Origin of the sequence: Staphylococcus sp. HMSC055C03, from assembly GCF_001809385.1 — a bacterium.
In the GTDB taxonomy this organism is placed as follows: domain Bacteria; phylum Bacillota; class Bacilli; order Staphylococcales; family Staphylococcaceae; genus Staphylococcus; species Staphylococcus simulans.
In genome coordinates this window covers 21756-46439 of the sequence record NZ_KV797496.1, presented here as the reverse complement: position 1 = coordinate 46439, position 24684 = coordinate 21756, and the positions used below count along the sequence as shown (strand labels likewise).

Annotated in this window: 28 protein-coding genes, 1 other RNA gene and 1 riboswitch; of the genes, 23 read left to right on the top strand and 6 right to left on the bottom strand. The window is 35.0% G+C overall.

Annotation, left to right across the window (positions count from 1 at the left end; all coding sequences use genetic code 11):
- The 8 genes from gpmI (at position 1) to ssrA (ending at position 8182) form a co-directional block, all read left to right on the top strand.
- On the top strand, positions 1 to 1518 hold the full coding sequence (gene gpmI, locus HMPREF2603_RS08740; RefSeq protein ID WP_002481569.1) for a 2,3-bisphosphoglycerate-independent phosphoglycerate mutase: 1518 nt from the start codon (positions 1 to 3) through the stop codon (positions 1516 to 1518).
- 93 nt (positions 1519 to 1611) lie between these two features.
- A complete protein-coding gene (gene eno / locus HMPREF2603_RS08735; protein ID WP_060804161.1) occupies positions 1612 to 2916 on the top strand; it encodes a surface-displayed alpha-enolase in 1305 nt (434 codons plus the stop codon).
- A gap of 192 nt (positions 2917 to 3108) precedes the next feature.
- Positions 3109 to 3576, top strand: coding sequence for a hypothetical protein (locus HMPREF2603_RS08730; protein WP_002481571.1), 468 nt, complete (start codon positions 3109 to 3111; stop codon positions 3574 to 3576).
- Between the two features lie 88 nt (positions 3577 to 3664).
- On the top strand, positions 3665 to 3901 hold the full coding sequence (secG, locus tag HMPREF2603_RS08725) for a preprotein translocase subunit SecG (protein ID WP_002481572.1): 237 nt from the start codon (positions 3665 to 3667) through the stop codon (positions 3899 to 3901).
- A 93-nt stretch (positions 3902 to 3994) separates the two neighbouring features.
- Complete coding sequence (locus HMPREF2603_RS08720) at positions 3995 to 4735, top strand: alpha/beta hydrolase (RefSeq protein ID WP_002481573.1); 741 nt, start codon at positions 3995 to 3997, stop codon at positions 4733 to 4735.
- A gap of 43 nt (positions 4736 to 4778) precedes the next feature.
- Positions 4779 to 7142, top strand: a complete 2364-nt coding sequence (gene rnr / locus HMPREF2603_RS08715) for a ribonuclease R (protein WP_060804162.1) — start codon at positions 4779 to 4781, stop codon at positions 7140 to 7142.
- 63 nt (positions 7143 to 7205) lie between these two features.
- The gene (gene smpB, locus HMPREF2603_RS08710; RefSeq protein WP_002481575.1) at positions 7206 to 7676 is read left to right on the top strand and encodes an SsrA-binding protein SmpB; all 471 of its coding nucleotides are present in this window, start codon (positions 7206 to 7208) and stop codon (positions 7674 to 7676) included.
- Positions 7677 to 7821: 145 nt separating this feature from the next.
- Positions 7822 to 8182: a transfer-messenger RNA gene (ssrA, locus tag HMPREF2603_RS08705) on the top strand.
- A gap of 105 nt (positions 8183 to 8287) precedes the next feature.
- Here ssrA and HMPREF2603_RS08700 read toward each other — a convergent pair.
- The gene (locus HMPREF2603_RS08700) at positions 8288 to 8977 is read right to left on the bottom strand and encodes a DUF4352 domain-containing protein (RefSeq protein WP_002481576.1); all 690 of its coding nucleotides are present in this window, start codon (positions 8975 to 8977) and stop codon (positions 8288 to 8290) included.
- Between the two features lie 448 nt (positions 8978 to 9425).
- On the opposite strand from HMPREF2603_RS08700, the gene HMPREF2603_RS08695 reads away from it, so the two are divergent.
- Positions 9426 to 10034 carry a flavin reductase family protein gene (locus HMPREF2603_RS08695; RefSeq protein ID WP_070462550.1) on the top strand — a complete coding sequence of 203 codons (609 nt, stop codon included), beginning with the start codon at positions 9426 to 9428 and terminating at the stop codon, positions 10032 to 10034.
- 68 nt (positions 10035 to 10102) lie between these two features.
- Here the strand turns inward: HMPREF2603_RS08695 and HMPREF2603_RS08690 are convergent, their stop codons facing one another.
- Positions 10103 to 10915, bottom strand: coding sequence for an oxidoreductase (locus HMPREF2603_RS08690; protein ID WP_060804163.1), 813 nt, complete (start codon positions 10913 to 10915; stop codon positions 10103 to 10105).
- 362 nt (positions 10916 to 11277) lie between these two features.
- Here HMPREF2603_RS08690 and HMPREF2603_RS08685 point away from each other — a divergent pair, with 362 nt between their 5' ends.
- Positions 11278 to 11481, top strand: a complete 204-nt coding sequence (locus HMPREF2603_RS08685; RefSeq protein WP_002481579.1) for a cold-shock protein — start codon at positions 11278 to 11280, stop codon at positions 11479 to 11481.
- A 74-nt stretch (positions 11482 to 11555) separates the two neighbouring features.
- Here the strand turns inward: HMPREF2603_RS08685 and HMPREF2603_RS08680 are convergent, their stop codons facing one another.
- Both HMPREF2603_RS08680 and HMPREF2603_RS08675 read right to left on the bottom strand, forming a co-directional pair.
- Positions 11556 to 12302, bottom strand: coding sequence for a hypothetical protein (locus tag HMPREF2603_RS08680; protein WP_060804164.1), 747 nt, complete (start codon positions 12300 to 12302; stop codon positions 11556 to 11558).
- A 118-nt stretch (positions 12303 to 12420) separates the two neighbouring features.
- The gene (locus tag HMPREF2603_RS08675; RefSeq protein WP_002481582.1) at positions 12421 to 13725 is read right to left on the bottom strand and encodes a TrkH family potassium uptake protein; all 1305 of its coding nucleotides are present in this window, start codon (positions 13723 to 13725) and stop codon (positions 12421 to 12423) included.
- A 217-nt stretch (positions 13726 to 13942) separates the two neighbouring features.
- Between HMPREF2603_RS08675 and HMPREF2603_RS08670 the strand changes: the two genes are divergently transcribed.
- From HMPREF2603_RS08670 to HMPREF2603_RS08660, 3 genes are all read left to right on the top strand, one after another.
- On the top strand, positions 13943 to 14524 hold the full coding sequence (locus HMPREF2603_RS08670; protein WP_002481583.1) for a LemA family protein: 582 nt from the start codon (positions 13943 to 13945) through the stop codon (positions 14522 to 14524).
- Positions 14521 to 15378, top strand: a complete 858-nt coding sequence (locus tag HMPREF2603_RS08665) for a TPM domain-containing protein (protein ID WP_031262601.1) — start codon at positions 14521 to 14523, stop codon at positions 15376 to 15378. The genes HMPREF2603_RS08670 and HMPREF2603_RS08665 overlap by 4 nt, the downstream gene beginning before the upstream one ends.
- 485 nt (positions 15379 to 15863) lie before the next feature.
- Complete coding sequence (locus HMPREF2603_RS08660) at positions 15864 to 16067, top strand: sterile alpha motif-like domain-containing protein (protein WP_023015356.1); 204 nt, start codon at positions 15864 to 15866, stop codon at positions 16065 to 16067.
- A 224-nt stretch (positions 16068 to 16291) separates the two neighbouring features.
- Here HMPREF2603_RS08660 and HMPREF2603_RS08655 read toward each other — a convergent pair whose 3' ends face one another.
- A complete protein-coding gene (locus tag HMPREF2603_RS08655) occupies positions 16292 to 16807 on the bottom strand; it encodes a GNAT family N-acetyltransferase (protein WP_002481585.1) in 516 nt (171 codons plus the stop codon).
- A 408-nt stretch (positions 16808 to 17215) separates the two neighbouring features.
- Between HMPREF2603_RS08655 and aroD the strand changes: the two genes are divergently transcribed.
- Both aroD and HMPREF2603_RS08645 read left to right on the top strand, forming a co-directional pair.
- The gene (gene aroD / locus HMPREF2603_RS08650; RefSeq protein WP_023015354.1) at positions 17216 to 17941 is read left to right on the top strand and encodes a type I 3-dehydroquinate dehydratase; all 726 of its coding nucleotides are present in this window, start codon (positions 17216 to 17218) and stop codon (positions 17939 to 17941) included.
- Positions 17942 to 18014: 73 nt separating this feature from the next.
- On the top strand, positions 18015 to 18557 hold the full coding sequence (locus HMPREF2603_RS08645) for a nitroreductase family protein (RefSeq protein WP_002481587.1): 543 nt from the start codon (positions 18015 to 18017) through the stop codon (positions 18555 to 18557).
- A gap of 68 nt (positions 18558 to 18625) precedes the next feature.
- Here HMPREF2603_RS08645 and HMPREF2603_RS08640 read toward each other — a convergent pair whose 3' ends face one another.
- The gene (locus tag HMPREF2603_RS08640) at positions 18626 to 18946 is read right to left on the bottom strand and encodes a thioredoxin family protein (protein ID WP_002481588.1); all 321 of its coding nucleotides are present in this window, start codon (positions 18944 to 18946) and stop codon (positions 18626 to 18628) included.
- A gap of 142 nt (positions 18947 to 19088) precedes the next feature.
- On the opposite strand from HMPREF2603_RS08640, the gene HMPREF2603_RS08635 reads away from it, so the two are divergent.
- The 8 genes from HMPREF2603_RS08635 to HMPREF2603_RS08600 all read left to right on the top strand — a co-directional run bounded on the left by HMPREF2603_RS08635 (position 19089) and on the right by HMPREF2603_RS08600 (position 24305).
- On the top strand, positions 19089 to 19445 hold the full coding sequence (locus HMPREF2603_RS08635) for an arsenate reductase family protein (RefSeq protein ID WP_002481589.1): 357 nt from the start codon (positions 19089 to 19091) through the stop codon (positions 19443 to 19445).
- A 154-nt stretch (positions 19446 to 19599) separates the two neighbouring features.
- Complete coding sequence (gene gcvH, locus HMPREF2603_RS08630) at positions 19600 to 19980, top strand: glycine cleavage system protein GcvH (protein WP_002481590.1); 381 nt, start codon at positions 19600 to 19602, stop codon at positions 19978 to 19980.
- 291 nt (positions 19981 to 20271) lie between these two features.
- Positions 20272 to 20634: a toprim domain-containing protein gene (locus HMPREF2603_RS08625; RefSeq protein WP_002481591.1), complete on the top strand. Its 363-nt coding sequence runs from the start codon at positions 20272 to 20274 to the stop codon at positions 20632 to 20634.
- Positions 20631 to 20927, top strand: a complete 297-nt coding sequence (locus HMPREF2603_RS08620; RefSeq protein ID WP_002481592.1) for a thioredoxin family protein — start codon at positions 20631 to 20633, stop codon at positions 20925 to 20927. Before HMPREF2603_RS08625 ends, HMPREF2603_RS08620 begins: the two co-directional genes overlap by 4 nt.
- Positions 20928 to 20980: 53 nt before the next feature.
- A riboswitch (SAM riboswitch) is annotated at positions 20981 to 21089 on the top strand.
- Between the two features lie 100 nt (positions 21090 to 21189).
- Complete coding sequence (locus HMPREF2603_RS08615; protein ID WP_002481593.1) at positions 21190 to 22215, top strand: methionine ABC transporter ATP-binding protein; 1026 nt, start codon at positions 21190 to 21192, stop codon at positions 22213 to 22215.
- Positions 22208 to 22903, top strand: coding sequence for a methionine ABC transporter permease (locus HMPREF2603_RS08610; RefSeq protein WP_002481594.1), 696 nt, complete (start codon positions 22208 to 22210; stop codon positions 22901 to 22903). Before HMPREF2603_RS08615 ends, HMPREF2603_RS08610 begins: the two co-directional genes overlap by 8 nt.
- Positions 22904 to 22927: 24 nt before the next feature.
- Positions 22928 to 23755, top strand: a complete 828-nt coding sequence (locus HMPREF2603_RS08605) for a MetQ/NlpA family ABC transporter substrate-binding protein (RefSeq protein ID WP_002481595.1) — start codon at positions 22928 to 22930, stop codon at positions 23753 to 23755.
- 214 nt (positions 23756 to 23969) lie between these two features.
- Positions 23970 to 24305: a terminase small subunit gene (locus HMPREF2603_RS08600; RefSeq protein WP_180363560.1), complete on the top strand. Its 336-nt coding sequence runs from the start codon at positions 23970 to 23972 to the stop codon at positions 24303 to 24305.
- Positions 24306 to 24684: the final 379 nt, after the last annotated feature.

The following is a 24684-nucleotide window of genomic DNA, read 5'->3' as shown; positions in this document are numbered from 1 at the left end:
ATGGCGAAACAACCTACAGCATTAATCATCCTTGATGGTTTTGCAAATAGAGAAGATGTACACGGAAACGCAGTTAAACAAGCGCATAAACCTAACTTTGACCGTTATTATGCAAAATATCCTACAACTCAAATCGAAGCAAGTGGTCTTGAAGTAGGTCTTCCTGCAGGTCAAATGGGTAACTCAGAAGTAGGTCACATGAACATTGGTGCTGGCCGAATTGTTTACCAAAGTTTAACTCGCATTAATAAATCAATTGAAGACGGCGACTTCTTTGAAAACGAAGTATTAAACGAAGCAATTGAACACGTTAAAGCAAACAATTCTGCATTGCATGTATTTGGTTTACTATCTGACGGTGGTGTACACAGTCACTACACACATCTATTTGCAATCTTAAAATTAGCTAAACAACAAGGGCTTGATAAAGTCTATGTACATGGTTTCTTAGACGGCCGTGACGTAGATCAAAAATCAGCATTAAAATATGTGAAAGAAACTGAAGAACAATTCAAAGAAATCGGTATTGGTCAATTTGCATCAATTTCTGGTCGTTATTATGCAATGGACCGTGACAAACGTTGGGAACGTGAAGAAAAAGCGTATAACGCAATTCGTGACATCAATACACCTGAGTATGCAACAGCAGAAGAAGGTATCGAAGCAAACTATGCAAATGATTTAACTGACGAATTCGTTGTACCATTCTCAATCAAAGAACAAAATGAAGGCGTTCAAGATGGAGACTCAGTAGTATTCTTCAACTTCCGTCCTGACAGAGCAGGCCAACTTTCTGAAATCTTCACAAACAAAGATTTCAAAGGCTTTGAAGTGAACCAACCTAAAGATTTATTCTTTGCGACTTTCACAAAATACAACGATCAAGTTGATGGTCGTGTTGTATTTGAAAAAGTAGATTTAAAACAAACAATCGGTGAAGTTGCTGAAGCAAACAACTTAACACAATTAAGAATTGCCGAAACTGAAAAATATCCTCATGTTACTTACTTCATGAGTGGTGGACGCAATGAAGAATTTGAAGGAGAACGTCGTATTTTAATCGACTCTCCAAAAGTTGCAACGTATGACTTAAAACCTGAAATGAGCGCGTATGAAGTAAAAGATGCTTTATTAGGCGAGTTAGATAAAGGTGACTTAGACTTAATCATCTTAAACTTTGCGAACCCAGATATGGTTGGACACAGTGGTATGTTAGAGCCTACTGTAAAAGCAATTGAAGCAGTAGATGAATGTCTTGGTGAAGTCGTAGACAAAATCTTAGAAATGGGTGGCCATGCAATTATTACAGCTGACCATGGTAACTCAGACCAAGTATTAACAGACGATGATCAACCAATGACAACACACACAACTAACCCAGTTCCAGTTATCGTTACTAAAGAAGGCGTGACATTACGTGAAACTGGTAAATTAGGAGATTTAGCTCCAACGTTACTTGATTTACTTGATGTTAAACAACCTGAAGAAATGACTGGTGAGTCATTAATTAAACATTAATTGTTCACAATCAATATCGTTTAATTAATTCATTTTTTAAGCAAGACAAGTTATAATATATATGAAAGCAATTATGAAAAGGAGATTATCAACATGCCAATTATTACAGATGTTTATGCTCGCGAAGTCCTAGATTCTCGCGGTAATCCAACAGTTGAAGTAGAAGTATTAACTGAAAGCGGTGCATTCGGTCGTGCATTAGTACCATCAGGTGCATCTACAGGTGAATACGAAGCCGTAGAATTACGTGACGGTGACAAAAAACGTTACGGTGGTAAAGGTGTTACTAAAGCAGTTGAAAACGTAAACGAAATTATTGCTCCTGAAATCGTTGAAGGAGAATTCTCAGCATTAGATCAAGTTTCAATTGATAAAATGATGATTCAATTAGACGGAACAGAAAACAAAGGTAAATTAGGTGCTAACGCTATCCTTGGTGTTTCTATTGCTGTTGCACGTGCTGCAGCTGACTTCTTAGGTCAACCACTTTATAAATATTTAGGTGGATTCAATGGTAAACAATTACCAGTTCCAATGATGAACATCGTTAACGGTGGTTCTCACTCAGATGCGCCAATCGCATTCCAAGAATTCATGATTTTACCTGTTGGAGCTGACACATTCAAAGAAGCATTACGCTGGGGTGCTGAAATCTTCCACAACTTAGCTAAACTTCTTAAAGGTCGTGACTTAGAAACTGCAGTAGGTGATGAAGGTGGTTTCGCACCTAAATTCCACGGTACTGAAGATGCTGTAGACACAATCTTAGAAGCAATCAAAACTTCTGGTCTTGAACCAGGTAAAGATGTATTCTTAGGATTTGACTGTGCTGCTTCTGAATTCTACGAAGACGGCGTATACGACTACACTAAATTCGAAGGTGAAGGCGGCGCTAAACGTACTTCAGCTGAACAAGTTGACTACTTAGAAGAATTAGTTAACAAATACCCAATCATCACTATCGAAGATGGTATGGACGAAAACGACTGGGATGGTTGGAAACAACTTACAGATCGTTTAGGTAAAAAAGTTCAATTAGTAGGTGACGACTTATTCGTTACTAACACTAAAAAATTATCTGAAGGTATCGAAAAAGGTATTGGTAACTCAATCTTAATCAAAGTTAACCAAATCGGTACTTTAACTGAAACATTTGACGCTATCCAAATGGCTCAAAAAGCTAACTACACAGCAGTTATTTCTCACCGTTCAGGTGAAACTGAAGATACTACAATTGCTGACATCGCAGTTGCTACAAACGCTGGTCAAATCAAAACAGGTTCATTATCAAGAACTGACCGTATCGCTAAATACAACCAATTATTACGTATTGAAGACGAATTATACGAAACAGCTGCATTTGACGGCATCCATTCTTTCTACAACTTAGACAAATAAGATAGACTTTACTGATATTGAGTTCACGCAAAATTTAATTCAGTAACTTTACTACAGAAGCTGTTAAGGTCTCATCAACCTTTGCAGTTTCTTTTTTGCTTTCTAATGCAGACACTCCCGCTCATGTTCAAGAACTGATATAATGAAAAACAATGGAAGTATTCTAAAGGCATGAAGGAGTTTGAAAAAATCATGGATACTGAAAACAATAAAGTAATGCGTGCAAAAAAATCGGGTAGATTTATAGCATATGCATCACTCTTTTTAGCAATGATGTACGGCACATACATTTTTGTAGTGTTGGATAAAAGTGTTATTACAGACTTATTGACTTCTCATCAGATTGATGCAACGAAAAACGCAGTCGGAAATTTCTTAAATAGTTATCGCTTAACAGGAATTATGTATTTATTGGCTTATTTATGTGGATTGATCGCAATTTGGAATCAACACCCTTATTTATGGTGGTTCTTATTTGCGGTTTATATTTCACAAACATTTTTTACAGCAGTAAACGCAGGCCCAATCTTACAAAGTATCGTCCATGTGAAATCATTCTATATGACATTACCATTATGGATTACACTAGCAGGATCGTTGATTTTGGCGCTGTATATGTTGATTATTTCTATCAAACGAAAAAGTACTTTCAATCGATAGAATCCTCAGTGTGTTATGAATTGAATTTGATAAATAGACACCTAACGTGTTATAATTGCTAGGTATATTATGAATGGAGGAGTAAAGCATGCACATTTTGTTGACAGTTTTATTAGTTATAGACTGTATCGCATTAATCACAGTTGTGTTACTCCAAGAAAGCAAAAGCAATGGACTTTCAGGAGCCATCAGCGGGGGCGCTGAACAGCTCTTTGGTGGAAAACAGAAACAACGCGGCGTGGATTTATTCTTAAACCGTGTCACAATTGTCTTATCTATTGTGTTTTTCGTTTTAATGCTCGCAATTACTTATCTCAATATGTAAATGTAAGGTCCGACAATGTTAAAGTCGGGCTTTTTTCATTATAATGGTAATTGTGTATTGTATATTTAGAAAGAGATGAAGGGATTGAACGACATGCAGATTAAATTGCCTAAACCGTTCTTCTTTGAAGAAGGTAATAGAGCAGTGTTATTATTACATGGATTTACAGGGAATTCATCAGACGTGCGCCAATTAGGCCGTTTCTTACAAAAGAAAGGTTATACTTCTTATGCGCCGCAATATGAGGGACATGCAGCACCGCCGGAAGAGATTTTACAATCTAGTCCGCATGTTTGGTTTAAAGATGCGTTAGATGGCTATGATTTCTTAAAATCTAAAGGCTATGATGAAATTGCGGTAGCCGGCTTATCCTTAGGTGGAGATTTTGCTTTGAAATTAAGCTTAAATAGAGATGTAGAGGGTATTGTAACCATGTGTGCGCCTATGTTTATTAAGACAGAAGGCTCAATGTACGAAGGTGTCTTAGAGTATGCACGCAACTTTAAGAAATACCAAGGAAAAGATCAAGAGACGATTGATCGAGAAATGGAAGCTTTCCAACCTACAGGTACATTAAAAGAATTACAACAAACAATTCAAAATGTCAGAGATCATGTAGATGAAGTCATGGATCCATTATTAGTCATTCAAGCTGAAAAAGATGCCATGATTAATCCTGATTCAGCAAATGTGATTTATGAAGAAGCGTCTTCTGACGAAAAAGATATTAAATGGTATGCCGATTCAGGGCATGTAATTACCATTGATAAAGAAAAAGAACAAGTCTTTGAAGATATATATGAGTTTTTAGAAGGACTTGATTGGTCTGAATAAGACGAATAAAAAATTATAAATAAGAAAGAAAGGAGGGGGCATCATGGATTTAAAACAATCTGTCACAGAAATTATAAAACAACCTGACTATGAACCCATGTCAGTTTCAGATTTCCAAGACCGTTTAGGTTTAGATAATGCCGACTCATTTAGAGATTTAATAAAGGTGTTAGTTGAACTGGAACAATCAGGTTTAGTTGAACGAACAAAAACAGACCGCTACAAAAGAAAGGGTAATCAAAAAAATATGAAAGATAACTTAGTAAAAGGAACGTTAAGCCAAAACAAAAAAGGGTTTGCTTTCCTTAGACCTGAAGACGAAGATATGGAAGATATCTTTATTCCACCGACAAAAATCAACCGTGCGATGGATGGCGATACTGTTATTGTAGAAGTACAGCCCTCACGCGGAGATTTCAAAGGTAAAGTCGAAGGTGAAGTCAAATCTATTGAAAAACACTCAATCACACAAGTGGTAGGAACTTATACAGAAGGCCGTCACTTTGGATTTGTGATTCCTGATGACAAACGTATTATGCAGGATATCTTTATCCCTAAAGGTCAAAGTTTAGGTGCTGTTGAAGGCCATAAAGTGTTAGTTCAAATTTCTAAATATGCTGAAGGAAATGATAATCCTGAAGGTCATGTGTCTGCGATTTTAGGACATAAAAATGATCCAGGTGTAGATATTCTATCTATCATTTATCAACACGGTATTGAAATTGAATTCCCTGATGAAGTCTTAAAAGAAGCGGAAGCTGTACCAGAATATATAGAACCGTCAGAATTAGAAGGACGTAAAGATTTACGTGATGAATTGACGATTACAATTGATGGTGCAGATGCGAAGGACTTAGATGATGCGATTGCGCTTAAGAAATTGAAGAATGGTAATACGCAATTGACAGTCAGCATTGCGGATGTCAGCCACTATGTAAAAGAAAATTCAGCATTAGATAAAGAAGCGTATGATCGTGGAACAAGTGTTTACTTAGTAGACCGCGTTATTCCAATGATTCCACACCGTTTGAGTAATGGTATTTGTTCATTGAATCCTAATGTTGACCGTTTAACATTAAGTTGTCGTATGGAAATTAATTCAGATGGTAAAGTTGTTAAACATGAAATCTTTGATAGTGTCATTCAATCTGATCATCGTATGACATATGATGAAGTCAACCAAATCATCACTGATCATGATGAAAATGTGCGTGCACAATACCCAGATGTGACACCGATGTTAGACTTAGCAAAAGAATTAAGTGAAACATTAATTCAAATGCGTAAACGTCGTGGTGAAATCGACTTCGATATTGATGAAGCGCAAGTGATTGTTAATGAAGAAGGAATTCCAGTAGATGTGAAGATGCGTGAACGTGGTGAAGGTGAACGTTTAATTGAATCATTCATGTTAGCAGCGAACGAAACAGTCGCTGAACATTTCAATAAAATGGAAGTACCCTTTATCTATCGTGTCCACGAACAACCTAAATCAGATCGCTTAACGCAATTCTTCGAGTTTATTACGAACTTCGGTATTCTAGTAAGAGGCACAGGAGAAGATGTATCTCCAAGTACGCTTCAAGAAATTCATGAGAAAGTAAAAGGTCTGCCAGAACAAACGGTTGTATCTACAATGATGTTACGCTCAATGCAACAGGCACGTTATGAAGATGTGAACTTAGGTCACTTCGGCTTATCTGCAGATTATTATACGCACTTTACATCGCCAATTCGTCGTTATCCTGACTTAGTAGTACATCGTTTAATCCGCAAGTACTTGATTGAAGATTCAATGAGCGGCAAAGAACTTCGCAAATGGGAAGACAAATTGCCGGAAATTGCGGAACATACGTCTAATCGTGAACGTCGTGCTATCGAAGCAGAACGTGATACAGATGAACTTAAGAAAGCAGAGTTCATGCTTCAACATATTGGTGAAGAATTTGAAGGTATTGTCAGCTCAGTCGCGAACTTTGGTATGTTCGTAGAATTACCGAATACTGTTGAAGGTATGGTTCATGTATCAAGTATGACAGACGATTATTATCAATTCGCTGAAGGTCAAATGGCAATGATTGGTGAACGTACAGGTAATGTTTTCCGTATCGGTGATACAGTGAAGATTAAAGTCGTCAACGTAGATGTTGATCAACGTATGATTGATTTCCAAATCGTAGGTATGCCTGAACCAAGACGTAGAAAATCAAATGAACGTCCTGCACGTGGCACAACGATTCAAACGAAAACACGTGGTAAAAGCTTAGGCGGCGACAAGAAAAAAGGTAAGAAGAAACAGCGTAAAGGTAAAAACCAACGTAATCGTGATAAACAAAAGGACACGAACCACAAACCGTTTTACAAAAGTAAAAAGGTAAAACAAAAAGCGCGTAAAAAGAAAAAATAAGAGATATTGAGTGGGATGGCCGCTCCTCTCTTTTTATAAAATTTTCAACAAGAGGTGAACACGATGTCGAAGAAGAAGAAAAAGTCTCCTGGTACTTTAGCGGAGAATCGTAAAGCCAGACATGACTATAATGTAGAAGATACGATTGAAGCGGGCATTGTGTTAAAAGGTACAGAGATTAAATCGATTCGTCGTGGCAGCGCAAACTTAAAAGATAGTTTCGCTCAAGTAAAAAATGGTGAAATTTACGTTCATAATATGCATATTGCGCCATACGAAGAAGCCAATCGATTTAATCACGATCCAGTGCGACCAAGAAAATTACTCTTACACAAAAGAGAAATTGAAAAATTAGGCACACGTACAAGAGAAATCGGTTATTCGATTATCCCATTAAAACTGTATCTGAAACATGGTGTATGTAAAATGTTGATTGGCGTCGCAAGAGGTAAGAAGAAATATGACAAACGTCAAGATCTTAAAGATAAAGCAATTAAACGCGACATGCAGCGTGCGATGAAAGATCGTTATTAAGGGAAAGCAGGTTAAACCTGCTTCCCGCATTCTTAGTTTATTTGAAAATCATTTATAAACAATTATATTGATTACTAAATGTATATTTGATATGATAAAGAGTGCTATTGGATTCTAGTGAATAGAATCTATTTAATATTATTTCGGGGGCGTTTTGGATTCGACAGGGGTCCCCAGAGCTTATTAAGCGTGTCGGAGGGTTGTCTCCGTCATCAACACACACAGTTTATAATAACTGGCAAAACAAACAATAATTTAGCAGTAGCTGCCTAATCGCACTCTGCATCACCTAACAGCATCGCCTATGTGCTGTTAACGTGATTCAACTTTAGTAGGATACGCTAGGCACTGCTGTTCGAAGTCTGTCTAGAAGAGATTAATCGAACTAGCATGATGTTGGTTGTCTATTTCCTACCATCATGTGAAATTTGAATAATAGACTACACACGTAGAAAGATTTGTATCAGGATCCTTGGACGCGGGTTCAAATCCCGCCGCCTCCATACATAGAGCCTTTAACCATTGCGGTTAGAGGCTTTTATTTTTTGTTGCTACAGAAAAAAGAACGGTGAGAAATTCACCGTTCCTAAATTGTTTTAGAACATAGACATTTATTTTAATTCGATTTTTGCTGTTTCTGTTCCCCAAAAACCAGACTGTACTTGCAATACTAAATTATCTTTTTCAGCAATACTAGGTGCTACATCAAATACAAGTTTTGCATTTTTTGTACTTTCGGGATTGATTTTGTCACCAATAAAACCTAAATCATCAGGCGATACAGCTTGGTTTGCAGTGATTGTTGCAGAACCATCAGCTTCAAATGTTTTTTTATCGCTTAAAAGTTTAAAGAACGAATCGGTAATGTCTACAGCTTTATCTCCGTTATTTTTAACTGTAATATCTAATACTATGAATTTGCCTTTTGCATTATTTGTCATTACATCTCCAACTTGATCTACAATGGCTTTATTAGTTACATTAAACTCCATTTTTCCGACTTTAACAACTTCGTTCATTTTATTCGATGATTTTGTTTCTGGTTTTTTATCATCTTTTTTTGCCTCTTGTTTATCTGATTTTTGTTCTGTTTTAGTCTTGCTTGTGTTATTGCCAGTCGGTGTCTTATTAGTCATCATATTAACCACACTTATTGCAACTAACACAGTAATCAAGATTTTTACCCATAACTTCCAGTTTTTCTTAAACTTCCACATTAGGAATAATCCTACTGGGAATACAAATAATAGCATTAAAATTGTGAACCAAGTTGACTGATACCACTTTTCTTTTTCTTTCATGTTGATTCCTCCTGATGTTGTTTGTTTTTATAATTAAGCGTAAGAAAACTCAGTTATCAATCTTAGATTTTATGAATCAAGTAAAGTTAAATACAATTTCCGCTTATTTATCAATGTAAATAAGTAGTTAGTATCTAAAAAATTGCTGTCTTCATATAGAATCGAAGAGATAATAGATAACTAAATAGTGCAATACAGTTACCTTAATTATTTTATAACGTTTAAATTATATCACTTTAATCTTTGTTTTTAACAAAACGGGCTAAATAATTTTAAAAAAAATTGAGGTGACTGTCAAAAAAGTGTCATGAAAATATCACTAAAATATTTTAATATTAATCTTTGTGAACTGAATTAAATGACTTGTTCATGTATAAGTCCTTAAGATTTATGATGGTGCAGAAATATTATAGAATGTATGAATATGAATGAGAAAGGTGATATGAGTATGTATATAAATCCAAAAGACTTAGAAACAGGAAATATGTATAAAATGTTGATAGGTACAGTGACACCTAGACCAATTGCTTTTGTCACTTCACAAGATGAAGAAGGTAATGTAAATGCAGCACCCTTTGCATTCTTTAACGTAGTGTGTCCTGAACCACCGATGCTGATGATATCTGTAGGTAAAGATAATGGGGAACTTAAAGATACAAGTGCAAACATTCTAAGTACTAAAGAATTTGTGGTGCATATTGTAGATGAAGATATCGTTAAAGATGTGGTGAAAACAGGCGATAATTATGGGGCTGATGTGAACGAACTAAACATGACTGATCTTACAACAACTGATTCTAAAGTTGTGAATGTACCTAGTGTGAAAGAAGCCAAAGTTCGATATGAATGTGAATTAGTTCATCATTTAGAATTAGGAGATGAACAAAAAGGAACAGACATGCTTGTAGGACAAATAAAGTCAATTTACATTGATGATGAAATTTATGATGTAGATAAAGCTTATGTGGATGTTGAAAAATTAAATCCAATTACACGTGTAGTAGGTAATCATTATGTAAGAATTGGTGAGCCTGTAGAAGATTTATTAGATAAATAAAAGCCACTATTTGTATAAAAAGGTCTAACATTGATGGATGAATTTTATCAATGTTAGACCTTTCTTTTTTAACTTAAGCGTCTAGCAATGTGATCAAAGAGTCTTGCTGGTAAAATGGCATGTAAGAAAACAAGAGGTTTTGCGCCCATACCGATTAAATAACGTGCTTTAGGTTTCTTTTTTGAAGCGGCCTTTAAAATAGTATCGGCAATAATTTTAGGGTTTGAAAGTAAATTAGAATTATATTGTTTGTGCATACCTTCTGCTGCTTTAAGTGCTGCTTTTTCATATGCGCCACCTTTAGCTGATGCTGCTAATTGATCTGCTGCGATATGACCCCAATCAGTTTTGATGCCACCAGGTTCAATAATAGAAACTTCAATGCCAAATGGCTCAACTTCCATTCTTAAAGCATCACTGAAAGCTTCTAAAGCGTATTTAGTGGCATGATACCATGCGCCAAAGTATGAAGTGAAACGGCCACCCATCGAGGATATATTAATGATTTTCCCAGAATGTTGTTTACGCATATAGGGCAACACTAATTGAGTGAGTCGTGCTAAACCAAAAAGATTTACTTCAAATTGTTTTCTTGCTTCTGAAATTTCTACATCTTCTATAGCTCCGTACGAACCATAACCTGCATTATTAATGAGAATATCGATACGATTTTGTTCTGAAATCACTTGTTCAACAGTTTTTTGTATGGATGATTCATCTGTAATATCCATTTTTATTGCATGTATATTTTTTAAAGCGTTCAGTTTTTCTATTCTTCTACCAACTCCATAAACAGTGTATCCTTTATCAGCTAAAAGTTGTGCTGTTTGAAAACCAATTCCACTTGTTGCACCTGTAATTAATACGACTTGTTTGGTCATATCATCACTCCTTTTCTATTTAGTGAATTAATCATACCTGATTAATGAGAATTATGGAATTAAATTGCATTCTAATCAATTTTACTTGATTTATTATAGTTTTATAGGTTTCGTTTTCCATCATCTTAATGACAAATATTTGTGATTTTAATGATTATATTGTCTGAATAATTGTGGTATCTAAATTATTTTGAAGAAATGAGGCAAAAGGGTATACAAACCTAAATAATGGGTGTAGTATAGTACTTAAGTAATTGTTCGTGAAATTGATTTGCAGTTTTAATTCGTATGAATTTACTCCCATTGATTTTTATAAACAAGTTACAAATATTCGTGCAAAAGCACATACGGAGGATTTTTATATGAATAGTGGTACAGTTAAATGGTTTAACGCAGAAAAAGGTTTTGGATTTATCGAAAGAGAAGATGGTAACGACGTATTCGTACATTTCTCAGCTATCCAAGGCGAAGGTTACAAATCATTAGAAGAAGGCCAAAAAGTTGACTTCGACATCGTTGAAGGCGACCGTGGCGAACAAGCTGCAAACGTTGTAAAAATGTCATAATTTTTACCTAAACTGATTAAAATAGCACAACAATCTGAAAAGGTTGTTGTGCTGTTTTTTATTTACCTTCTTATTTATTGTTTGTAGTGATCGAATTTACCAGCTTCGATGTCTGCTTCTCTTCGTTCTATTTCATCATAAACTGCTTGTTGTTCAGCTTCATCACCATCATAGTATCCTTGTTCAATTGCATGTTTGGTTTGAATTTCAGCTGAAGATAATCCACCGTTATATTTTTTTCGTAAAGCATCGATATATTCTTCTTCTGTTTGCGCTGCATTGATTTCCGCATTTACATCTTCTGTTGGCTCCTCAGCTTGTGACTGTGCATTTTGATTGTAGACAGATTGTTCAGCACCACTTTCTACACGAAGTGAGCTTTCATATGCGGCACTTGCAGGACCTTCTGTCACGTTGCCTTGTGGAATTACGCCATTCGCAACGGCACTATTATAAGCTTTGATCTTATCAATTTCTGCATAATTACCATAAATTACATTTTCTAAAGTTGCTCTGTCGGTGATATTGCTTAAATCAACTTGCTGGCTTTGTTGATTTTGTTGATTCTGTTTTTCTGCAGTTGATTCATCTTTATTTTGCTGTTCAGTGTTTGCTTGTTGTTCGTTTTGCGTATTATTTTCTTTTTGTTGATTTTTGTCTGTTTGTTTTTCCTTTTCATTTTCTTCATTTTTAGATTGTGATTTGTCTTTCTTTTCAGTAGCTGCTTTGTCTTCGGTATCTTCTTTTGGTTTTTCATCATTTTGCCCGCATGCTGAAACGATTAATATACTCATGGCTAAGAGTGCGAATAACTTTTTCATTGAATCAACAACCTTTCTCTCTTTATGTGTATTACTTAACTATAGCCATCTTTCAGATGGTATGAAACCCTTTTCAAAATAAAAAAGACCTGTAAAAACAGGTCTAGTGAAGATTAGGTTATAAATAAATATTACCTTTTGCATATTGATAAAATCGTTTTTTACTTGGGATGAAGAGTGCTAATACTGTGACAACACCTAATTTACCGCAAATCATCACAATAATAATGATGATTTTAGTTAATGTACCATATTCAGAAGTGAAGTTCATACTTAAGCCGACTGTACCAAAAGCAGATACGACTTCGAAGATGACTTTCATGAAAGGTGTTGTTTCATTTAATAGACTAACAATAAATGTGACAGTTAATACAAAGATAAAGCTGACTGTTGTGACCGCAATGGCTTTCGCAATTGTTTTAGGTTTGATTGTTCTGCTGAAGATAGTGGTATGGTCTTCATTGCGTAAAGTACTATAAACAAACATAATCATAACAATGAAAGTTGTGACTTTAATCCCACCAGCAGCACTAAACGGTGCACCACCGATAAACATAAGTACCATCATCATTAATGCGGTAGGGGTATGAATTAATTCTAAGTCAACAGATTGGAAACCTGCTGTTCTTGTTGTGACGGATTGAAAGAATGAAGTCCCAAGCTTACCCCACATACTGAAAGGTTTTAAAGTATTGTTGAACTCTAATAAAAAGTAAAGCGCCATGCCGCCAAAAATTAAGACTAATGTTGTTGAAAGCACAACTTTGGTATGTAGCTTTAGTTTATTTAATCTTCTAGTTTTTACTAAATCTGACATGACTACTGGTCCCAGCCCGCCCATAATAATTAAAATGGGAATGACAAGCGTAACAACTGGATCATCATTAAATCCAATCATATTCTTAGAAAATAATGCAAATCCTGCATTATTAAAGGCTGAAACAGAAGTAAAGATGCTGATAAATAATCCTTTGCCGAAGCCATATCTAGGTACGAAAGATAAGGCAAGTAATAACATGCCTATAAATTCTGTAGACAAGCTATAGAGTGTTAGTTGTCGAATTAAACGAACCATTCCGCCTGGCTCATCAACATTCCAAGTGACCATGATTAATTTGCGTTCATGCATAGAAATTCTGCGATTCGCTATGATTAAAGTGAGTGTCGTAATGGTCACAATCCCTAAACCACCGATTTGAATTAAAAACATAATAATAAGGTCACCAAGCCAGTTGAATTGCGAAGTAATATCCACAGTTGATAGGCCAGTGACTGTAAATGCGCTTGATGCGACAAAGAATGCATCGATAAAAGATGTATATTGTTTACCAGTCCATGGCAAATATAATAACAGTGCACCTAGTAATGTCGTGCTCAGAAATAGTAATAAATAAACAGTTAAGGGTTTCTTTAGGAAAGCCACATAAACACCTTCTTTAATAGGGTAGATTTTGGTGTATATTTTAAATACAACTGTTATTATACATCCATTTTCTGTAATTGCATCTGTCAATTACCAAAAAATAAAAATTAATTTTTTGTAAAGATTTTAAAGGTTGATTGCAATCTTCAACTTTAGCCAGATAGGGTATCAATATTGTATAATTAAAATGAATAATTTTAAGCAAAAGGAGAAAGATATGAAGAAAATACTTACACCGCTTATTATTATCGGCATTGTTATTGTCATCATTGGAGTTACAATGATTGGCCCATATAATAAACTTGTCGGTATGGACGAAGATACGAATACAGCACTTTCAAACATCGATAACCAATTACAACGTCGTGTAGACTTAATTCCTAACCTTGTGAACACTGTTAAAGGTTACGCTAAGCATGAAGAAGATGTATTTAAACAAGTTTCTGATGCACGTAGTAAACTTGCAGGTGCATCAACACCAAAAGAGAAAGCGGAAGCTAATGGCGAAGTCAATTCTGCATTAAGCAGATTATTAGCTATCAGTGAAAATTATCCTGATTTAAAAGCAGATAAACAATTTACAGGATTACGTGACGAGCTTGCAGGTACAGAAAATAGAATTGCAGTAGCACGAAATGATTATAATACATCTGTTAACAAATATAACCAAGCGATTCGCCATTTCCCAACAACCATTGTAGCTAAGCTATTCGGATTTGATAAGAAAGAATACTTTAAAGCCGAAAGTGGTGCAGATAAAGCACCTAAAGTTGATTTCGGCACTGACTCATCTCAATGATCAGAAAAAGTGCCAGCGTCTTAGCTGTCATATGGGTTGGGATGTTACTCGTCGCACAAAGTATGTTTGCGGCATCAGATAAATTTCCGGAATTAGAACAACCTGTTTTTGTACAAGACCACGCAGATTTGATTACGAGCCAAGATAAAGATGAGATGGCTAAAAAAGGCCAAAAACTTCAAGACGGTACAGATTCAGACATTTTGGTGATGACCATGAAATCAATCGGACAAACACCAAAAGAAGATTATGCTTATCAAGCAGGCCGACATTATAAAGTCGGTGATCAAAAGCATAGTCGAGGCGTTGTAATTTTAGTCAATTTAGATAACGGCAATGAATATCAAAATCGTGGTATTCAAGTTGCGGTTGGCCGAGGGTTAGAAGGTGTCTTAAATGATGCTAAAGTCGGCGCATTGATTGATGATAACTTCATGCCTTATGCTGAAAAAGCAGGACAGACTGATAATAAAGAAAAACAAAAAGCATATTACAGTCAAGGCATCACACAACTTTATAATGCAATTTGGAAAGAAATAGCCAAAGCTTATGGCTATGATGGTGAAAAATTTACTGAAGATACACCTAAAGCGCAAAACCAATCAGAAGGTGATGGGCCATTCAGCTTATTTGGTATTATTTTTATTATTATCATTATCATCATTATTATCTCCATTAAAAATGGTGGCGGCGGACCTCCAAGAGGAGGCGGTCGCAGAAGAGATAATACAGGTACTTGGTGGGTCGGCACTGGAGGTTTTGGTGGCGGTTCATCAAGTGGCGGTGGTTTCAGCGGCGGCAGCTTCGGCGGAGGCGGCGGCTTCGGCGGCGGAGGTGCTGGACGCGGATTCTAACAACCGAATTGTATTTATCAGAAGCAGAGCATTTCGTGCTCTGCTTTTTTATGAGGTTTAATTTTTTATGAGGTTTAATTGTTTAAAATGTAATGTTCATTCTGAACTCATAACTATTTAAAGATTCGCACGAAATTATGAATTTTATGTAAAAAATGTGTATAAAATATATCAATTTAAATAAGAATATCTTGTATTTCTTGTGTGTTTAGGCTAACTTTATAATTAAGATGTATAAATGATTGCATATAGAGAACAAAGCCATCTTAAAGTTTTCGAACATTGCGTTACAAAAGAGAAAAGGTTTGGATATAAATACAGTTGTTTGTTAAATAAGATTTTTTTATTAACTGTATTTTATTCCGATGCTTATGTTATACTGTTGAAAAAGCCTATTTAACTGATAAGAATGATTTCCTCTTTGGTGGAAATTTATCGTTGTTAATGTTTTTTCATTCAGAAATATCTTTAAGTGGGGTTGTTACATGAGTTTTTATAAGTTTATTATTACTTTTATGGAAGATGATACGCCATTCGGACAATTAGCCGATTGCATTGTAAGAGATCATAATTTTCCTAAAGAAGAAACAGATATAGATAATATATATGATTATGTACATGAGAATTATTTTGAACATCATCTTTTAGAATCAGCTAACAGAGCCATCAGTGTATATAAAAGTAACTAAAAGAAAAGCAAGTGCATCTCAAAATTGTGCACTTGCTTTTCTTATAGATAAAAATAAATCGTAATTTTTACGATTTATGGTTTACAAATGACGAAACGTCATGTAATATAAAACGTAACCGTTACGATTTACGGTCACTTAATTACAACTTACTTTACTTAATCAATTCGGTACACGGGAATGTACCGAATTTTTTTGCGTTCATTAGTGTTTTTCACAACGTATTAATTAACGTCTGCAGCCTTTTTAATAGGATAAATCAACCAATGCTCATCAATATATTCATCGCCATATTTACGAGAATTCGTTTCAAAACCTATTTTTGAGAAACCGTACTCACTATAGAAAGTCAGTGCACTGATATTATTTGAAGCAACAGGGGCCATAATTTTCTCAATTTGAAGTTCAGTACAAAAGTTTGCGACAGTATTTAATAACTTCTCATCCAAATGGTCAATATCCTTCACATACATATTTTCAATTATAGCTTTATGCTGTGTTCCAACTATAATTGGATGGAATAATGTCAAAGCTCCCACTAATTCATTATTAAAAAATACACCGAACAGATATTGTGCATTGTTATTGGCATCTATCAACTTTTTGAAATATTCCCTGCACACTTTATCCTCATCATAAATCGCCCAAGTATAAATATTTTTTGGATCACTTGTAGCTTCTTTAAATAGCTGATAGACCTCTTCTAAATCATCAGGATTTAGTAATCTAATTTCTTTCATGGATTTAACACCTCTCTTATGACTTTCTTAACTTTTGCTTAAATTTAATAATGTGGTCATTATTGATAAGTTTAATTTAATATTATTATATACTTTTAATCAAAGCAACACTTAATAGGTGTCCCTAAGAAAAAAGTAAAGTTTGAAAAGCGATTGTTCACAATATTGGACGATTTTAACTAAAATATATGGTATATCAAAAAGCTAATCTTATTTTAAAAGTAGTTTTTAATCACACCATGAATATTTCGCCAATAAAATATCTGCAAACTTTTAATATGAAACTGTCTAATGATTGGTAGTTTAAAAGTATAAAATAACGCGCATTACACTCTAATACGCTGACTAATGTTAAACTATTATTAAAGAAACAAACTGGCCATATTATATAAGCAAGGGGTAGATAGGATGACGCAAGTAGAAATTGCTGTAACGATAGCACCAGAAGCTGACATAACACAGAAGTTGCAAACGGAGTTGATTGATGCGCAAGCAGCCATCGATATAATTGAACTAAGAATTGACCAACGTCAAACGATTGAAATTGCTGAGATTGAAACACTTATTGCCGCGTTACGAAAAAGTCTTCCTAAAGTTAAGCTGTTAATCACATATCGCACAGCTTCACAAGGTGGAAATGGCAATAAAGCGCAAGAATCTTATTATGCGCTATTACAAGAATTAATGCAAGTTCAAGGTTATGACATGATTGATATTGAATGGGAAGAAGCGTATAAGGAAAAAATCACTGAATTAGTGGCTGAAGCGCAAGCAGCAGGTTTAGAAGTGGTACTGTCTCAACATGATTTTGAAGAAACACCAGCAATTGAACAATTGAAATTCACTTATTTTAAAATGAGTAAAACAGAAGCTGATTATCTAAAACTAGCAGTAATGCCAAAAGATCCTGAAGATGTGACCTATCTGTTAGATGCACTCTATGTATCTTCTCAAAGTGTCAAAATGAAAGTAGTAGGTATATCTATGTCTCATCTTGGTTTAGTATCAAGAACGGCTCAAGGTGTATTTGGTGGAAGTATTTCTTATGGTTGCTTGGGAGAGCCGCAAGCGCCAGGACAAATACATGTTACTAAATTAAAAGAAATTTTGACATTATACGAATCAAACAAATAATTTGATATAATATGTATTTCAATCTATACTGTAATTGATAATGGTTATCATTAATATAAAGGAGAGTTAGATTGTGGAATTAAGAGATGCAATTTCATCAAGAAGAAGTGTGAAGATATTCGACCATGATATGCATATAGATGATACAGCGCTATATGAAGCACTAAAACTCTCTACAGATGCACCAAATCATGGGATGAGAGAACCATGGAGAATCATTCATGTCTCAAAGGACAGACTAGGGGATTTAAGTCGAACTGTTTCTCGTTATGCATTTAGAAATGAACCAGAGAAACAACAAAGTCACTATGATGCAGTGACAAAATTGGGTGGATTGCTCGTATTAATTGTAAAACGAGATCCTAGACAAAAAGAAAATCTTGAAAATCATCTGGCATTCGGTGCTTATGCACAAAACTTGATGTTGCTGTTGCATGAAGCGGGTATCGGTACGTGCTGGAAGACACCGCCATATATTTTTATGCCTAAAGTGAGAAAAGTAATAGGTGTCGAAGATGATGAAGATTTAGTTGGATTTTTATATCTTACTGATATGGACACGAAGATTCCTCCAAAGAAACCACGTCACACTGAGAACTTTATTTCAGAGTATTAATTATATGAGTAAAGCCAAGCTGAAATCAGCTTGGCTTTATTTAGTCTATATTACGTTATTTAAATGACTTATTTAAATGTTTCGCTTAAGAAGTCTTCAACTTGCTCTGGTGATTTAGCATTTGCTGAGTGCAAGTGTGCTGTTTTTTCACCGTTTTTGAAAACAAGTAAACTTGGAATACCCATTACTTCGTAATCTTGAGCAACATCTTCTAATTCGTCACGATTTACGTTGTACCATTTATAGTCGTTGTATTTTTCAACAATTGGATCAATCCACATATCCATTGCGCGACAATCAGGGCACCATCCTGCTTCGAATTTAATAATCACAGGTTCGTTACTTTCGATAATTTTATCGAAATCTTCACGTGTTTTAATTGCTTCCATTTTCATTTCGCTCCTTTTTCTAATCCTATTATATATATTATAGCGAATTTGAACGTAAATTTAAAAATATTAAACCGACAATTTAAAGCGTAATTTTTAGAAATTTGGTATATTAGACATAATAGTTAAAGGAGGTCAAAAGATGATTAGATTTTATCAGTACCAAAACTGTACGACATGCAAGAAAGCAGCAAAATTTTTAGATGAATATGGTGTAAGTTATGAACCTATCGACATCGTAGAACTAAACCCTAATAAAAGAGAACTACAAGATATTATTGATAAAACCGGCGTTGAAATTGATAAGCTATTCAATAAACGCGGAGGTAAGTATCGTGAACTAGGTCTGAAAGATAGACTTGACAGTTTGTCTGATGATGAAAAACTAGATTTATTGGCTTCTGACGGAATGCTTGTTAAAAGACCACTTGCGGTTTCAGGCAATAAAATCACACTTGGTTTCAACGAAAAAGAGTACAAAGATACTTGGGTAAACTAATTTATAGTCATTATAGGTAGTAAATATCTTATTGATATGCGCTTTATTTACACAAAAAATTAAAAAACTACAAGATGTCTATAAATAGTTGAATGAAAAGGTTTCATATGGCATCATAAAAGAGTATTCATTTATTAATTAGGAGGGGATTCGTGTGGCAGTGCCAGAGGAATTAAAATATTCAAAAGAACATGAATGGGTTAAAGTTGAGGACGATACAGTAACTATCGGTATCACTGAATACGCACAAGGAGAACTTGGTGACATCGTATTCGTTGAATTACCAGAAACTGACGATGATATCGAAGAGGGCGAATCTTTCGGAAGTGTAGAATCAGTTAAAACTGTTTCTGAATTATACGCACCAGTTTCAGGAACTGTAGTTGAAGTCAACGAAGAATTAGAAGACAGTCCAGAATTCGTAAATGAATCACCATACGAAAAAGCATGGATGGTTAAAGTAAAATTAAATGACACAAGCCAATTAGATGATTTATTATCAGCTGATCAATACAAAGAAATGATCGGTGAATAATCGGCTTTAAAAATCAAACTCCAAGATACTTTGTATTTTGGGGTTATTTTTTATTTGAAATAGGCTATAACAAACTAGAGCGCTAAAGTGCTGAACCTTTACAGCTGAATAATACATAATTTATCGTGTTTATTTAGTTGTTAAACAAGTTGCGTGTCTTTAAAACAACACCTGCGTTACAATGAAAGTATCAACTTACGCAACAATTTTATATAAGTTGGCAGAACCTAAGCATTTACGTTTGCGAGTAATGAAGCAATGATATCACGAGAGTATTGGAGTGTAGTGAATATGGCATTGTTAGAAAAAGTAATCGTTGTTGAAGGTAAAACAGATAAAAAGCGTGTGCAAGAAGTGATTGATGAGCCGGTACAAATTATTTGTACGCACGGCACAATGGGCATTGATAAACTTGACGATATGATAGAACACTTATATGAGCGTCCTGTCTATATATTAGTGGATGCAGATAAAGAAGGCCGTCGCATCCGTCAATGGTTTAAACATTATCTATCAGAAAGTGAACATATCTTTGTCGATAGAACTTATTCTGAAGTCGCACGTTGTCCGCGCCCTTATCTTGCCAAAGTGCTTAGAAACCATGGCTTTATGGTAAAAGGTGAAGCACCCGTGAAAGGATTAGTTTATAAATGAACGTTAAGCAAGAAATTACAGATATCAAACAAAACTTTGATCAAGACAAGCACTTGATTTTCGGTTATACACCGATGTGTGGAACATGTAAAGTTTCAGAGAGAATGTTAGATATAGCTAATGAAATTTTACAGCTTCCATTGGTCAAAGCAGATTTGAATTTCCATCCTGATTTCAGTGAAGCTTATCAAATTCAATCTGTTCCTGTTTTGTTAGTGATGTCGAAAGATAAGGAGATAGACCGTATTTACGCATTTCAGTCTGTTCCTTATTTGTTAGAAAATTTAAAATAGTTGTTGACTACTTCTGAGTGAAGTGGTAGGATAAATATCAATTAAATAGTTATCTCTTATCAAGAGAGGTGGAGGGATGTGCCCGACGAAACCCGGCAACCGTCTTATTTATAAGAAATGGTGCCAATTCACAAAAAGTTGAACTGCTTTTGAAGATGAGAGAAAGAAATTTCAAATTGCTTTCTCTTTAATGCTCATAGCAGCGATAAGGGAAAGCTTTTTTAATTTGTAGGTAGGTATTGCAAGGAAAGGGGAGAATGTAGTGATTCAACTGAAGCAAATCGTCAAAAGATATAAGACGAAACACCAAGAAGTACTGGCAGTTGATCATGTCGATTTAGATGTGTCGGAAGGTACCATTTACGGTGTCATCGGGTTTTCAGGTGCCGGTAAAAGTACACTTGTCAGAATTTTAAATTATTTAGAAGAACCAACATCAGGTCAAGTCATAATAGATGGAGATGAATTAGGACAACTCAGCAAAGCGCAACTAAGGAAAAAGCGTCAAAAGGTAAGTATGATATTCCAACACTTCAACTTATTATGGTCTAGAACAGTGTTAGATAATATTAAGTTTCCGTTGGAAATTGCTGGCGTGGATAAAGCGGCAGCTGAAAAAAGAGCGGAAGAATTAGTTGAGCTTGTAGGACTCAAAGGACGAGAAAAAGCATATCCGTCAGAGTTATCTGGTGGTCAAAAACAAAGGGTTGGTATCGCACGTGCCTTAGCCAACGATCCAAAAGTATTACTTTGTGATGAAGCTACAAGTGCTTTAGATCCTCAAACAACAGATGAAATTTTAGAACTCTTATTAAAAATCAGAAAAGAAGAAGATTTAACAATCGTGATTATCACACATGAAATGAATGTGATTCGCCAAATCTGCGACGAAGTTGCGGTAATGGAAAATGGTAAGGTCATCGAACGCGGTGAAGTTAAAGAAGTGTTTGAAAACCCTAAACATCAAGTGACGAAACGTTTCGTTAAAGAAGGCTTGAATGACCAATTTGATGAATCAATTCAGGAACTGATTCCAGAGTCGACAAACGGTTATATTGTACGTTTGAACTTCGTAGGTGAAGAGACGACAGAACCGATTGTGTCATATATCACTCAAAAATATAATCTGAATGTGAACATACTAGAAGCGAATATCCGCCATTCGAAAAGCGGACCAATCGGTTTTCTAATTGTACATATTGCAGACTTGAAAACTGAATTTTTTGATGATTTTAAAAACGAATTAGAGAATCGTAATGTAGGTGTGGAGGTGGTTCGTAATGGATAAATCGTTCAGTGATATATTACGTGAAATGGTCACAATGCCGAATGTTCAATGGGACCAAGTTTGGCTGGCTACATACGAAACACTCTATATGACAGCCATTTCTACAATTTTTGCGTTCGTGATCGGTTTAATTCTAGGCGTACTATTATTCCTAACAGCTAAGAGTAAATCACCGACAGCAAAAGTGTTTTATCAAATCGTGTCATTTATTGTGAACTTATTCAGAGCAATTCCCTTCATCATTTTAATCTTGCTGTTGATTCCGTTCACAAGTTTATTACTTGGCACAATCAGTGGTCCGACAGGAGCACTTCCAGCATTAGTTATTGGTGCGGCTCCATTCTATGCACGTTTAGTGGAAATCGCATTTAAAGAAATTGATAAAGGCGTTATTGAAGCAGCGCGTTCTATGGGAGCAAACACATGGACGATTATTCGTAAAGTGTTAATTCCAGAATCACGTCCTGCCTTGATTTCAGGTATTACAGTTACTGCAATCGCATTAGTAGGTTCTACTGCAGTTGCCGGTGTTATCGGTGCAGGCGGTTTAGGTAACTTAGCATATTTAACTGGTTTTACTCGAAACCAAAATGATGTCATTTTAGTTTCAACAATCTTTATTTTAGTGTTTGTGTTCATCATTCAATTTGTGGGTGACTGGGCTACAAATAAAATTGATAAACGTTAATTCTATTTTGAAAGGATCAATCCAATGAAAAAAATTATTAGTATTTTAGCGGTTTTAGTATTAACTGTAGTTTTAGCAGCATGTGGCAGTAAGGATAAATCAGCAGGAGGCGAAGATTCTAAAACAATCACAGTTGGTGCTTCACCAGCGCCTCACGCTGAACTTTTAGAACAAGCTAAACCTATCTTGAAAAAAGAAGGTTATGACTTGAAAATCAAAACAATCAACGACTATACAACACCTAACAAATTAGTAAACAGCGGTGAATTGGATGCGAACTTCTTCCAACACACACCTTATTTAAACACTGAGAAAAAAGATAAAGGGTACAAATTAGTATCTGTTGGTAACGTTCACTTAGAACCAATGGCTGTATACTCTAAAAAATATAAAAGCTTAAAAGAATTGCCAAAAGGTGCAACAGTTTATGTTTCTAACAACCCAGCTGAAGAAGGACGTTTCTTGAAATTCTTCGTTGACGAAGGTTTAATCAAATTGAAAAAAGGCGTTAAAATCCAAGATGCACACTTCAGTGATATCGTAGAAAACAAAAAAGATATCAAATTCAACAACAAACAATCAGCTGAATATTTACCAAAAATCTATCAAAACGAAGATGTTGATGCAGCAATTATCAACTCTAACTTCGCTATTGAACAAAAGTTAAGCCCTAAAAAAGACTCAATCGCTCTTGAAAAACCTGAAAACAACCCATACGCAAACTTAGTAGCGGTTAAAGAAGGTCACGAAAAAGATAAAAAAATCAAAGCTTTAATCAAAGCATTACAATCTCAAGATATTAAAGATTACATCAACAAAAAATATGATGGTGCTGTGATCCCAGCTGAATAATCGTATGAAGATAATAAAACCCTGTAAACTCAATGTTTATGGGGTTTTTGTCTGTTTGATTTAATGAAAAAGGGAGAAAGAAAGGTCACTTAAATCAGTTTTGAGTTTTTGACATAAAAAAGCTCATTTTCGAACCTATCAACATTTGTTTAGAGACAAAAGCAAAAGATACTTGATGAAAGGTATTTTAGAAGCTAGAGAGTTGTTATATCTCATGAGTAAAGCAGTAACAGGACAAGAAACAGAAATAAAAGAAGTTGTTGCAAAGCGTGGTGAGTATGTGCGTAATTCAGATACAGACTGTTTAAACGTTATCTATAATGGACATGTTGAAATGGTGGACGTACCAGTGAAGGTAAGCGACCGCAACAAAGCACGTGAAATGTTAGGGAAGTATCACAAGCTATTTACAGAACGTCATGAGGTATCGACAGGAACAACTATGTTTGTAACTGTGGGTGATGATAAGGAACAAGCTGAACAAGTAATAGAGAAGCTGCAAAGGCAAAACCCTAATGGTTTCATGTTTATAGATGATTTAAAAGATTGATATTTAACCACTGTCTTATTAAAAGACGCTGGTTATTTTTTATAATCCAATACATATTTTTAAGGTGATCGTGTATTGCTACTGACCTATTCATGAATTATACGTAGTATAGGAGGACTCCTCAAAATTGGGAGGCTAAAGCTGCTGTACTTAAATGGTAGGGGAGGATAGTTATATATTAAACTTAACGCATTGAAATGATGTATTAGAAATAAGTATTAGCTTGTACTGATGTATCCATAGGCAAAAACCATATTTGGTTTTGATTATAGAGTTTTAATATGTTTTGGTAATAGGAAGTGACTGAAAAATAAGGTGAGTTTATAATCAAATTGTGTTGTAAATGTATAGAGAAAAAGGAGGCAGAGAACAAATTTAT

Bases quoted from the DNA above. Each gene is read 5' to 3' on its own strand.
- gpmI (WP_002481569.1), top strand. From the start codon at position 1: ATGGCGAAACAACCTACAGCATTAATCATCCTTGATGGTTTTGCAAAT.
- eno (WP_060804161.1), top strand. From the start codon at position 1,612: ATGCCAATTATTACAGATGTTTATGCTCGCGAAGTCCTAGATTCTCGC.
- HMPREF2603_RS08730 (WP_002481571.1), top strand. From the start codon at position 3,109: ATGGATACTGAAAACAATAAAGTAATGCGTGCAAAAAAATCGGGTAGA.
- secG (WP_002481572.1), top strand. From the start codon at position 3,665: ATGCACATTTTGTTGACAGTTTTATTAGTTATAGACTGTATCGCATTA.
- HMPREF2603_RS08720 (WP_002481573.1), top strand. From the start codon at position 3,995: ATGCAGATTAAATTGCCTAAACCGTTCTTCTTTGAAGAAGGTAATAGA.
- rnr (WP_060804162.1), top strand. From the start codon at position 4,779: ATGGATTTAAAACAATCTGTCACAGAAATTATAAAACAACCTGACTAT.
- smpB (WP_002481575.1), top strand. From the start codon at position 7,206: ATGTCGAAGAAGAAGAAAAAGTCTCCTGGTACTTTAGCGGAGAATCGT.
- HMPREF2603_RS08700 (WP_002481576.1), bottom strand. From the start codon at position 8,977: ATGAAAGAAAAAGAAAAGTGGTATCAGTCAACTTGGTTCACAATTTTA.
- HMPREF2603_RS08695 (WP_070462550.1), top strand. From the start codon at position 9,426: ATGTATATAAATCCAAAAGACTTAGAAACAGGAAATATGTATAAAATG.
- HMPREF2603_RS08690 (WP_060804163.1), bottom strand. From the start codon at position 10,915: ATGACCAAACAAGTCGTATTAATTACAGGTGCAACAAGTGGAATTGGT.
- HMPREF2603_RS08685 (WP_002481579.1), top strand. From the start codon at position 11,278: ATGAATAGTGGTACAGTTAAATGGTTTAACGCAGAAAAAGGTTTTGGA.
- HMPREF2603_RS08680 (WP_060804164.1), bottom strand. From the start codon at position 12,302: ATGAAAAAGTTATTCGCACTCTTAGCCATGAGTATATTAATCGTTTCA.
- HMPREF2603_RS08670 (WP_002481583.1), top strand. From the start codon at position 13,943: ATGAAGAAAATACTTACACCGCTTATTATTATCGGCATTGTTATTGTC.
- HMPREF2603_RS08665 (WP_031262601.1), top strand. From the start codon at position 14,521: ATGATCAGAAAAAGTGCCAGCGTCTTAGCTGTCATATGGGTTGGGATG.
- HMPREF2603_RS08660 (WP_023015356.1), top strand. From the start codon at position 15,864: ATGAGTTTTTATAAGTTTATTATTACTTTTATGGAAGATGATACGCCA.
- HMPREF2603_RS08655 (WP_002481585.1), bottom strand. From the start codon at position 16,807: ATGAAAGAAATTAGATTACTAAATCCTGATGATTTAGAAGAGGTCTAT.
- aroD (WP_023015354.1), top strand. From the start codon at position 17,216: ATGACGCAAGTAGAAATTGCTGTAACGATAGCACCAGAAGCTGACATA.
- HMPREF2603_RS08640 (WP_002481588.1), bottom strand. From the start codon at position 18,946: ATGGAAGCAATTAAAACACGTGAAGATTTCGATAAAATTATCGAAAGT.
- HMPREF2603_RS08635 (WP_002481589.1), top strand. From the start codon at position 19,089: ATGATTAGATTTTATCAGTACCAAAACTGTACGACATGCAAGAAAGCA.
- HMPREF2603_RS08625 (WP_002481591.1), top strand. From the start codon at position 20,272: ATGGCATTGTTAGAAAAAGTAATCGTTGTTGAAGGTAAAACAGATAAA.
- HMPREF2603_RS08620 (WP_002481592.1), top strand. From the start codon at position 20,631: ATGAACGTTAAGCAAGAAATTACAGATATCAAACAAAACTTTGATCAA.
- HMPREF2603_RS08610 (WP_002481594.1), top strand. From the start codon at position 22,208: ATGGATAAATCGTTCAGTGATATATTACGTGAAATGGTCACAATGCCG.
- HMPREF2603_RS08605 (WP_002481595.1), top strand. From the start codon at position 22,928: ATGAAAAAAATTATTAGTATTTTAGCGGTTTTAGTATTAACTGTAGTT.
- HMPREF2603_RS08600 (WP_180363560.1), top strand. From the start codon at position 23,970: ATGAGTAAAGCAGTAACAGGACAAGAAACAGAAATAAAAGAAGTTGTT.